At 61.9% G+C, this 9,774-nt stretch carries 9 protein-coding genes; 4 read left to right on the top strand and 5 right to left on the bottom strand.

Annotated elements, in window-relative coordinates:
* Window positions 1-209 precede the first annotated feature (209 nt).
* Genes Q0K07_RS12120 through Q0K07_RS12100 form a run of 5 tightly spaced genes read right to left on the bottom strand, consistent with a single transcriptional unit; the run spans window position 210 to window position 5,514 of the window.
* Window positions 210-1,586, bottom strand: a complete 1,377-nt coding sequence (locus Q0K07_RS12120; protein WP_294559567.1) for an aminopeptidase — start codon at window positions 1,584-1,586, stop codon at window positions 210-212.
* Window positions 1,587-1,631: 45 nt separating this feature from the next.
* A complete protein-coding gene (gene selA, locus Q0K07_RS12115; protein WP_294559566.1) occupies window positions 1,632-3,029 on the bottom strand; it encodes an L-seryl-tRNA(Sec) selenium transferase in 1,398 nt (465 codons plus the stop codon).
* 51 nt (window positions 3,030-3,080) lie between these two features.
* Window positions 3,081-4,451 (bottom strand): cyanophycin synthetase, encoded by a 1,371-nt coding sequence (locus Q0K07_RS12110; RefSeq protein ID WP_294559565.1) that lies wholly within the window; start codon window positions 4,449-4,451, stop codon window positions 3,081-3,083.
* Window positions 4,444-5,112, bottom strand: coding sequence for a hydrogenase nickel incorporation protein HypB (gene hypB, locus Q0K07_RS12105; RefSeq protein ID WP_294559564.1), 669 nt, complete (start codon window positions 5,110-5,112; stop codon window positions 4,444-4,446). Before hypB ends, Q0K07_RS12110 begins: the two co-directional genes overlap by 8 nt.
* Window positions 5,113-5,160: 48 nt before the next feature.
* Window positions 5,161-5,514: a hydrogenase maturation nickel metallochaperone HypA gene (locus Q0K07_RS12100; protein WP_294559562.1), complete on the bottom strand. Its 354-nt coding sequence runs from the start codon at window positions 5,512-5,514 to the stop codon at window positions 5,161-5,163.
* A 139-nt stretch (window positions 5,515-5,653) separates the two neighbouring features.
* Between Q0K07_RS12100 and Q0K07_RS12095 the strand changes: the two genes are divergently transcribed.
* The 4 genes from Q0K07_RS12095 (at window position 5,654) to mtnP (ending at window position 9,183) form a co-directional block, all read left to right on the top strand.
* Window positions 5,654-6,613 (top strand): AMIN domain-containing protein, encoded by a 960-nt coding sequence (locus tag Q0K07_RS12095; protein ID WP_294559561.1) that lies wholly within the window; start codon window positions 5,654-5,656, stop codon window positions 6,611-6,613.
* Between the two features lie 14 nt (window positions 6,614-6,627).
* Window positions 6,628-7,734, top strand: coding sequence for an S-methyl-5-thioribose-1-phosphate isomerase (mtnA, locus tag Q0K07_RS12090; RefSeq protein ID WP_294559559.1), 1,107 nt, complete (start codon window positions 6,628-6,630; stop codon window positions 7,732-7,734).
* Window positions 7,735-7,744: 10 nt separating this feature from the next.
* The gene (locus tag Q0K07_RS12085) at window positions 7,745-8,347 is read left to right on the top strand and encodes a class II aldolase/adducin family protein (RefSeq protein WP_294559557.1); all 603 of its coding nucleotides are present in this window, start codon (window positions 7,745-7,747) and stop codon (window positions 8,345-8,347) included.
* Between the two features lie 86 nt (window positions 8,348-8,433).
* Window positions 8,434-9,183 carry an S-methyl-5'-thioadenosine phosphorylase gene (gene mtnP, locus Q0K07_RS12080; protein WP_294559555.1) on the top strand — a complete coding sequence of 250 codons (750 nt, stop codon included), beginning with the start codon at window positions 8,434-8,436 and terminating at the stop codon, window positions 9,181-9,183.
* Window positions 9,184-9,774: the final 591 nt, after the last annotated feature.

The raw sequence follows: 9,774 nt of genomic DNA, 5'->3' as shown, positions 1-9,774 counted from the left end.
CCTTCATGGCATCCTCCCTATGCCGACAATAAGAACTTTTTACCCTTTTGGCAATTAATGAGTCCTGAGCCTAGGAGAAGCGGGCGGAGCACTCTGCCCATAAAAAAGCCCCGGAGAAGAACTCCGGGGCTTCTGGCGGGAAACGATGTTCACCAGGCGGTGATCATCCGTTTCTGAAGGAAGCGTTCCCTTCCGGGAACGGGGAAAACTTATTCCGCTTCAAAGAAGGCCTGATAGGCAAGCTTGGCGGAGTAGATGTCGGGGACGGAGGAAAGCTCGAAGGGGCTGTGCATGCCGAGCAGCGCAGGCCCGGCGTCCACCACGTCTATGCCGTAGGCCGCAAGGAACAGGGCCACGGTGCCGCCGCCGCCCACGTCCACCTTGCCGAGTTCGGCCATCTGCCAGGGGATGTTCTTCCGGTCAAGCACGCCGCGCATCCAGCCCAGGTATTCGGGGTGGGCGTCGTTGGCGCCGTACTTGCCCCGGGAACCGGTGAACTTGCAGAATGCCACGCCGCAGCCGAAGAAGGCGGAGTTCTTGAGTTCGTGTCTGTCCTGCCAGTCCGGGTCCACGGCGGCGTGCACGTCGCCGGAAAGGGCCTTCGTGTTCATCATGATGGTACGGAAGGGCGTTTCCGCCTCCCATGCGGCGGCCATGTCTTCCACGCAGTACTGGAAGAAGCGCGAGCTTGCGCCGGTGGAACCGTCGGAGCCGATTTCCTCCTTGTCCCAGAAGATGAGGCAGCAGGTGTATTCCGGATCTTCCGCATCGAGCAGGGCGCGCAGGGCGGTATAGACGCAGATGCGGTCGTCCTGGCCGTAGCCGCCCACGATGCCCTTGTCCAGCCCCACATAGCGGGCCGCTCCGGCGGGCACGGCTTCCAGTTCGGCGGAAATGAGATCGTCTTCCCGGATGCCGTATTTCTCATGAAGCAGCTGAAGCATGCGGGCCTTCACGGGTTCCTTGGGGGCCTCGGCGTCTTCCTGCTTGAGCACGGGTTCATGACCCAGAATGATGTTGAGCTTTTCCGCGTCGAAGGCGTCGGAAAGCTTGAGTCCGCCGTCCTTGTGGGAGAGATGGGGCAGAAGATCGGCAATGGTGAAGACCGGGTCGCCTTCCTCTTCCCCGAGGCGCACGGGAATGGAGCGCCCTTCGGCAGTGACGATGACGCCGTGCAGCGCGAGGGGCCGCGCAAACCACTGATACTTGCGCAGTCCGCCGTAGTAATGGGTCTTGGCCTGGCCTACGCCCACCTGTTCCTGAAGCGGATGCTGCTTGAGGTCAAGCCGGGGGCTGTCGGTATGGGCGCTGATGAGGCGTATGCCCTCCCTGAGGGGGCGTCTGCCCCGGCGCGCCACGAAAATGGCCTTGCCGTGCAGGGATTGCCAGCCGCGGGAAGTCTGGAAGCCTTCCGTATATCCCGCTTCCTTCAGAAGATCGATGACGCCGGAGACGGCTTCGCGTTCCGTTTTGCAGGCGGAGATGTAGCGGATATAGTCATCGGCCAGTGCGTACATGGCCCGGCGGTGTTCATCCGAGCGGTACACTTCCCAGCCGGATGTGGAGGAGGATGCAAGTTCGTCCATAATAACCTCGAAAGGAGAATGATGGTTGTTCAAGGTGCGGCGTGTTCAGGATGGTTCTCTCAGCGCCTGCAGAAGGACACGCGCCGTATCGGCATATTCTTCTTCTTCCATGGTGCGGGGGTCAAGCTGGAAATAGGGGTCTTCCAGTCTGCCCACCAGCGGAGGATCGGTGGAGAGCAGGTGTTTTTTCAGCTGCACGGCGGAACTGTGCGCGGGCCTGATGCACACCAGCGTGGTGGGCATGCCCTGTTCGGGGAAGGCGCCTCCGCCCACACGGGAGAAGTCGGCCTTCAGGGAACATTCGGCAAGACCTGCGAGATGCTCGTTCAGCATGTCGCGCAGATGTTCCGCGCGGCGCTGCAGTTCCCCGGCACTCATGGTCATGCGGCGCACCGTGGGTACGGACCTGAGAGCCGTCTCCCTGTCGCGGTACAGGCGCAGAGTGGCTTCCAGGGCGGACAGCGTCAGCTTGTCGCAGCGCAGGGCGCGCAGGAGCTGATTGCGCTTCATTCGGTCCACATATTCCTTTTTCCCCACGATAATGCCCGCCTGCGGGCCGCCGAGCACCTTGTCGCCGGAGAAGGTGACCACATCGGTGCCGGCCTTCAGCACTTCGGGCACGGTGGGTTCATCGTGCAGCCCCCAGGCGGAGAAGTCCAGCAGACTGCCGCTGCCGAGGTCTTCCAGCAGGGGCAGGCCCCGGCTGTGGGCGAAGTTTGCCAGTTCCGCAGGGGGTACCGAAGAGTGGAAACCTATGATGCGGTAGTTGGAAGGGTGTACCCAGAGTACGGCGCGGGTATTTTCGGAAAGGGCGTTCTCATAGTCGGCAAGGTGCGTGCGGTTGGTGGTGCCCACTTCCCTCAGCGTTGCGCCGCTGCGCTCCATCACGTCGGGAATGCGGAAGCTTCCGCCTATTTCCACAAGCTGTCCGCGGGAGAGGATGACTTCCCCGCCCTTGCACAGCGTGTCGAGCATGAGCAGCACCGCCGCGGCGTTGTTGTTCACCACAAGGGCCGCTTCCGCCCCGGTGAGGGAGATGAGCAGCTCTTCCACCAGGCTGATGCGGCTGCCCCTTTCCCCTGTTTTCAGGTTGAATTCCAGGTTGCTGTAGCCCGATGCGGCTATGTTCACGGCTTCCCGGGCTTCCTTTGCCAGCACGGAGCGGCCGAGATTGGTGTGCACCACCACGCCCGCGCCGTTGATCACGCGTCGGAAGCGGGGGCGTTCCCTCTTTTCCACGGCGGCGCACAGGCGGGGGGTCACGGCTTCCAGAGAAAGGGCGGAGGCGTCGGCCACAAGGCCCGCGCGTATGTCGTCGCGCAGTTCATCAAGCACGGCACGGCAGCTTTCCAGCAGCACGGCGTGGGAGGCGGAAGGGAACGTTTCTTCCAGTCTGTGCAGGCAGGCATCCACCGAGGGAAGCGAGCGGAAAAGTGACGACATGGAATCTCCTTGCATGGTTGGGAGGGGGCAACCCTCCGGCTTGGCGACTTTTCAGCGGGAAGCGGCGTGCGGATCTTCCAGAAGATCGGGCCACAGGGTGAAAAGTTCCGAAAGCAGGTACAAAGAACCGCATACCAGTACGGGCTTTTCCCCGGCCGCAGCCCTGGCCTGCGCGAGGGCGTCTTCCAGAGAAGGCACGGCGCGGGCGTTCGGGCCGAGCATGGCGGCAAGGTCGCTTCCCTGCGCGGCGCGGGGATTATCTTTAATGGTAGGAACGAACAGGGGCATGTCCCCGGCAAGTTCGCGCACCAGAACCGTGAGTTTTTCCGGGTCCTTGTCCGCCAGGCAGGAAAAGACCACCGAAGCGGGGCGCTCCTCGGCGCTCATGTTCTTCACGGCCGTGAGCAGGGCGCTCATGCCGTGGGTGTTGTGCGCGCCGTCCAGCCACAGGGCGGGGCGCTGACCGGAGGCCGGAGCATACTGCAGCCTGCCGGGAATGAAGGCCTGCCTCAGCCCCCGGGCAATGGTGCGGGCGTCGGTCTTCCAGCGGTAGCGGTGGCAGAGCAGCACCCAGGCCAGCACGGCGGTCTGTGCGTTCACCCGTTGATGCGGACCGCGCAGGCCGAGCACGGCGTCTTCCGGCAGCACGGAGCATGCCTTCAGCTCGTCGGGCAGGCTTTCCCACAGCGCGCTTCCGGCCCTGGTGCCTCCGCACTTTTCCTTCGTGGGGCACGAGCACAGGGGAATGCCGCGCGCGTCGGCCTTGGCAAAAAGAATATCCCTGGCTTCCGGCTCCTGCGGGGCGCTTACGGCCATGGTCATTCCTTCGCGCAGAGCGTCGGACTTGTCGTCCGCAATGGCGGCGAGGGTATCGCCGAGCACGTTCATGTGATCCATGCCGATGGGCACAAAGCAGGTCATGTCCACGGGTAGAGCGGTGGTGGCGTCGTAACGGCCGCCGAGACCCGCCTCAAAGATCATGAGATCGCTTTCACTGGTCTGGAAGGCGCCGGCCGCCATGACCGTGAGCAGCTCAAAATAGGTGAGTCCCTTCTCCGCCCGTACCGCGTCCCCGGCAAGAGCGGGCCAGATGCGGCGGGGAAGCATGGTGTGGTTCAGGCGTATCCGTTCCTCGGGCCACACGAAATGGGGCGAGGTGTACAGGCCCACGTTCAGGCCGTGCGCCATGGCGATGGATTGCAGAAAAACCGACGTGGAACCCTTGCCGTTGGTGCCCACCACCTGCACGGCAGGGCAGCGCAGATGATCGAGACCCAGGGCGCGCAGGGCGCGTTCCATGCGGCCGAGACCCATATCCATATGAAAAAGCCCCAGCGAATCCAGATGACGCAGCACTTCCTCGTAGGAATGGAAGGGCGCGTCTTCGGGCAGGCTGCAGCAGCAGGAACCGTGATCAGTCATGAGATGCTTCTTTCTTTGCTTTTACGGCTGCACGCAGCCAGTCATACCAGGCGTCGAGTCCCGTATGGGTGCGGCAGGACACTTCCATCACGGCAAGATCCGCGTTGACGGCGCGGGCATGGGCGCGGGCCTTTTCCACATCAAAATCCACATAGGGCAGAAGATCCGTCTTGTTGAGCAGCATGGCCTTTGCCTTGTGGAAGAGGTAGGGATACTTCTGGGGCTTGTCGTCCCCTTCGGTCACGCTGAGCAGGGCGATCTTCGCATCTTCCCCGCAGTCGAACTCCGTGGGGCAGACGAGATTGCCCACGTTTTCGATGAACAGGATATCCAGCTTTTCAAGGTTGATGGCCTGAAGAGCCTCGCTGATCATGCTGCTGTTGAGGTGGCAGCCGCCTTCGGTATTGATCTGCACGGCCTGCGCGCCGGAAGCGGCCACGCGGCGGGCGTCGTTGTCGGTCTGCAGGTCGCCTTCGATGACGGCCATGCGGAATTCTCCCGCAAGGTCGTTCAGGGTGCGTTCCAGCAGCGACGTCTTGCCGGAACCGGGGGAGCTTATGATGTTGAGCACGAGTATGCCGCGGCGCGTGAAGTCGGCGCGCAGACGCGCGGCGATGCGGTCGTTGGCTTCCAGTACATTGCGTACGACGGGAATTTCCATGGTATGCCTCAGAGGTTTATCGGAAAAGAAAAGGGGCGCGGGCGTGAATTACTCGGCCTCCAGATGATCGAGAAAAATACCTTCCCCCTCCGTGATGCTGAAGGGGACGGTATCGCCGCAGGCGGGGCAGGGCGCATAGAGGGCGTTTCTGTCTTCCGGGTGGAAAACGTGCCCGCACAGGCTGCATCGGAGCCCGAGAGGTTCTTCCACCAGTTCCAGAGTTGCGCCTTCGTGGGGTGTGCCCGCAGTCATGGCTTCAAAGGCCATGCGCATGGCCTCGGGCTGCACCTGATCCAGCACGCCGTAGCGTATGCGCAGAAGAAGGAGCCGGGAGGCTCCGTGGCGGGAAAGCTCTTCCCGGGCGATATCCATAACGCTTGCCATAAGGGAAAGTTCATGCATGAAAAAGGTCTATAGGAAAAAGGCCTCACCGTCCACCGTGGCAGAATTTTTCACATGGCGTGGCGCGCTTGTCATTTTGTGGGCATCTCGGCTATAGAGGAACGAAATACCGTTTCGGATATGAAGCATGAGAGGTGATATGAGCAGGACATTGCGTCTTTTCGCCTGTGCGGCGGCCATGCTGGTTGTCGCCGTCGGCGTTGCCGCCGTTCTGAAGGATGAACCCGGTTATGAGGCCGGGCGTTCGGAAGTATCGGGGAAGATTGTCGGGCTCACCGAATATCAGGAAGGCAGGGACGAGACGGAGAATGCGTCTTCCCTGTCCGGGCAGGAGAAATCTGTCTCCGCCGGGGTGCAGATGGCTGCTCCCCGCATGGTTCCGGCTTCCCTGCCGGAGCCGGGGCGTTTGCAGAACGGGAACATGCTGCCTCCGGAAGGCGGGGACGGAGCGCCGTGGTCCGGCGATTCCGGCGCCGGGGAGAAGGCGGCTTCCGTACAGCAACCTGCCGCACCTGCAGAGAATGATCCGGCAGAAAGTGCGCAGCCTGCCGGAAAGAGCGCCCCGGCCGTGAAGGCCGGAGATACGGCGCATGGTGCCGGAGCGCAGGCTGTTTCCGAAAACATGGCCGGAACGGCGGAGGCCGAAGCTGCATCGACCGCCCCTGCGGTGAAGGGAAATGCCGGTGAGGAAAAAACGGCCGCCCGCGCTCTGTCCGATGCTGCGAGCAAGGCTCCTGCCGAAGTGCGCGTGGCGTCCGCATCCGGTGATACTGCCTCGAAGAAGGCGCAGCCGAAGTATGAAAGGGTGGTCACTTCCGCAAAATTTTCCATGAAGGGGAGTCAGATCAAGCTGATACTGCAGGGCAACGCGCCCATGGTGGGGCATTGTTCCACCCTCGGCAATCCCGATCGTGTGGTGCTCGACCTTGCGGGCAACTGGGAACTGGAAGTGCCCCGTGTGCCCAGCAACAGGCTTGTGCAGGCCGTGCGCGTGGGACAGCATGACGACAAGACCCGCATCGTGCTTGACATGAAGACCATGGGCAGGGTGGCCCTGGTTCCCGTGAACCGCAACGCCCTTGAACTGAGCATACAGTAGCCGGAGGCTTAGGCATGAATGTGAACGGCAGACATTACCGCACCATCTGGACGGAAGGATCGGGAGAGGAGGAAACGCTTCTGATCATTGATCAGACGGCGCTTCCCCATGAGTTTCGCGTAGTTGCCCTCCACAGTGTGGATGATGTGTGCCGTGCCGTGCGCGAGATGCTGGTGCGCGGAGCAGGGCTTATCGGAGCCACGGCGGCCTGGGGCGTGTGGATTGCGGTGCGTACCGCGCCCGAAGGGGATTTTGCCGCCTTCATGGCGCAGAGCATGGAAAAGCTGCGCGCCACGCGGCCTACGGCGAGCAATCTTGTCTGGGCTCTGGAACGCCAGAAAAAGGCGCTGGCAGGACTTGGCAGAAAAGAGGCCGTGGAGGCCGCCCATGCCGAAGCGCAGACCATAGCCGACGAGGATGCGGAGTTCTGCCGCCGCATAGGAGAACACGGCCTCGGCATCATCCGGGAGCTGGCGGCACGCAAGGGCGGGCAGCCCGTCAACATTCTCACGCACTGCAACGCGGGCTGGCTTGCGTTTGTGGATCACGGTTCCGCGCTTTCTCCCGTGTACGCCGCGTTCAACGCGGGCATACCCGTGCATGTCTGGGTGGATGAAACACGTCCGCGCAATCAGGGTGCCTCCCTTACGGCATGGGAACTGGGCATGCACGGCGTTCCTCACGACCTCATTGCCGACAATGCGGGCGGCCACCTCATGCAGCACGGCATGGTGGATATGGTCATCACCGGGGCGGACCGCGTGACGCGCCGGGGTGACGCGGCCAACAAGATAGGCACCTATCTGAAGGCGCTTGCCGCCCATGACAACAACGTGCCTTTCTATGTGGCGCTGCCTTCCTCCACCTTTGATTTTTCTCTGTATGACGGCGTGAGCGGGATTCCCATTGAGGAAAGAAATGCCGATGAGGTGCGCATCATGTCCGGTCTGTCGGAAAAAGGGCAGGTGGAGCGCGTGCTCATCTGCCCGGCGGACACGCCGGCCCGCAACTGGGCCTTCGATGTGACCCCGGCGCGCCTCATCACGGGCCTTGTTACCGAACGCGGCGTGTGCGAAGCATCGGAGCGGGGAATTCTTTCCCTGTACCCGGAACAGGCATGAGGGAAGAGTGATGACGGACGAAGGTTATGTAAAATACCGCTGCGTGCATGAAAAGGGTCCGGCTCCGGAACATCCCGGCTGGGCCGAGCTGAACGCTCTTCGCACGGATCTTGTGCGCGCCGGTCTTGTGGGCGTGCTGGAAAACGGCGTGGGCTACGGCAATGTGTCTCTGCGTGCGGAGCAGGGTTTTGTGGTGACGGCCACGGCCACGGGCCACATTCCCGAACTGGGACCGGAAGGCTATACGCTGGTGACCCGCTGCGACATCGACGCCAACACCGTGTGGTCGGTGGGACCGTCGCAGGCCAGTTCGGAATCCATGACGCACGCCGCCGTGTACGCGGCTTCTCCTTCCATCAACTGCGTCATCCATCTGCACCATGCCGGACTTTACGGTCAGCTTCTTGCGGGCAAGGCTCCGGCCACCGCTCCCGACGCGGCCTTCGGCACCCCGGCCATGGCCCGCAGTGTCGAAGCGCTGGTGCGCCTGCATCCTGCCGACGGCGTCATCGTCATGACGGGACATCAGGACGGTTTCATCATGTACGCTCCGGATGTGGAGCACATGCGCGACCTTCTCTATATGCTTTCCCAGGGCTATATTCCCTGCTGAGAGCACCCGGCCGGTGCCGGAAGCGTCCGGCATGGGCATTTCCTATTCCGGGGCCACGGGCCCCGCAACCACACGACGGAAGAAGTATGAACGCGAAGATAGGCATTATCGGCGGCAGCGGCCTGGACGATCCCACTCTTTTTGAAAGCATCCGCGATGTGGAGATGGATACGCCCTGGGGCGCTCCCTCCAGTTCCCTGCGTGAAGGCGTGATAGGCGGCGTGCCCGTGGTCCTCATGGCCCGGCACGGACGCAATCATACCATCCCCCCCACGCAGGTGAATTATCGCGCCAATATCTGGGCGCTGAAGTCCGCGGGCTGCACCCATGTGCTGGCAAGCACGGCGGTGGGATCCCTGCGGGAGGAAATACGGCGCGGCGATCTCATCGTTCCCGATCAGTTCATCGACTTCACCCGCTCGCGTCCGTTGAGCTTTTTCGAGTCCTTCGAACCGGGCGCCCCTGCCCATACCGCCATGGCCGATCCCTTTGATGCCGGATTGCGTGCCGCCCTCATCGACGGCCTGTCCGCACTCGGCTATTCCTTCCATGACAAAGGCACCGTCATTACCATCGAGGGGCCGCGTTTTTCCACAAGAGCCGAATCCCGTATGTTCCGCATCTGGGGGGCAGACATCATCAATATGAGTATCGCCACCGAAGCCATCATGGCCAACGAGCTGGGTATTCCCTATGCGGCCGTGGCCATGAGCACGGATTATGACTCCTGGAAGGAAGACGATACGGCCACCTGGGAGGCCATTCTTGCCGTGGCCCATGCCAATGCCGAAAAGGTGCTGGAGCTGTTCCGCCACGTCATACCGAAACTGGCCTGAACGCCACACTGAAACAAATCCCCATGGGCAGGGCTTTTGCCGGAAAGGCGGACCTCTCCACGGGGAATATGAAGCGCGACTGTGTTTTTTTCCGATACGGTCATGGGGCCTTCCTCTCTGCGGGGAAGGCCTCTTGTTTTCTGCACTCCCGGGATGACTTTGCGGGGCAGAAAGCGGCATCCCCCGGGCGGAAGGCTTTACAGGGCGCGGGGAGAAGGGACTTCAAGGCTGCTTCGGGCGCCGTCTGCCGGGGCGTCCGGCCTCTTCCGCCTTGTGGAGGCCGGGCAGGGATGATTTTTCATCTTTTAAAGAAAAGAAGAGGCCGTTCTGATTCAGCAGGCAGGCACGGAGGCTTGTTGCCGCTTCCCCAGGCCTGAAACAGCTTTTCCCGCGCCGGATTGTGGCGGAAACTGCACCTTCCCCCTGCTTTTTCATGCCTGGAAAGGACGTTCTACCCGCCGGAGGGGACGTTCAGGACCGGAAAAGGGCCGAAGAGGGGGATTTCAGGCATGGAGAATCGAAAATTTTTTCTATAAAATAATAAATGTTATCAAATGATTGATGAAGGTGTACGAAAAAAGTTCCGCAGAA

Source organism: uncultured Mailhella sp. (genome assembly GCF_944324615.1).
In the GTDB taxonomy this organism is placed as follows: Bacteria; Desulfobacterota; Desulfovibrionia; order Desulfovibrionales; family Desulfovibrionaceae; genus Mailhella.
Note: the sequence above shows the minus strand (reverse complement) of the source record. Positions and strands in the feature narration are given on the sequence as shown.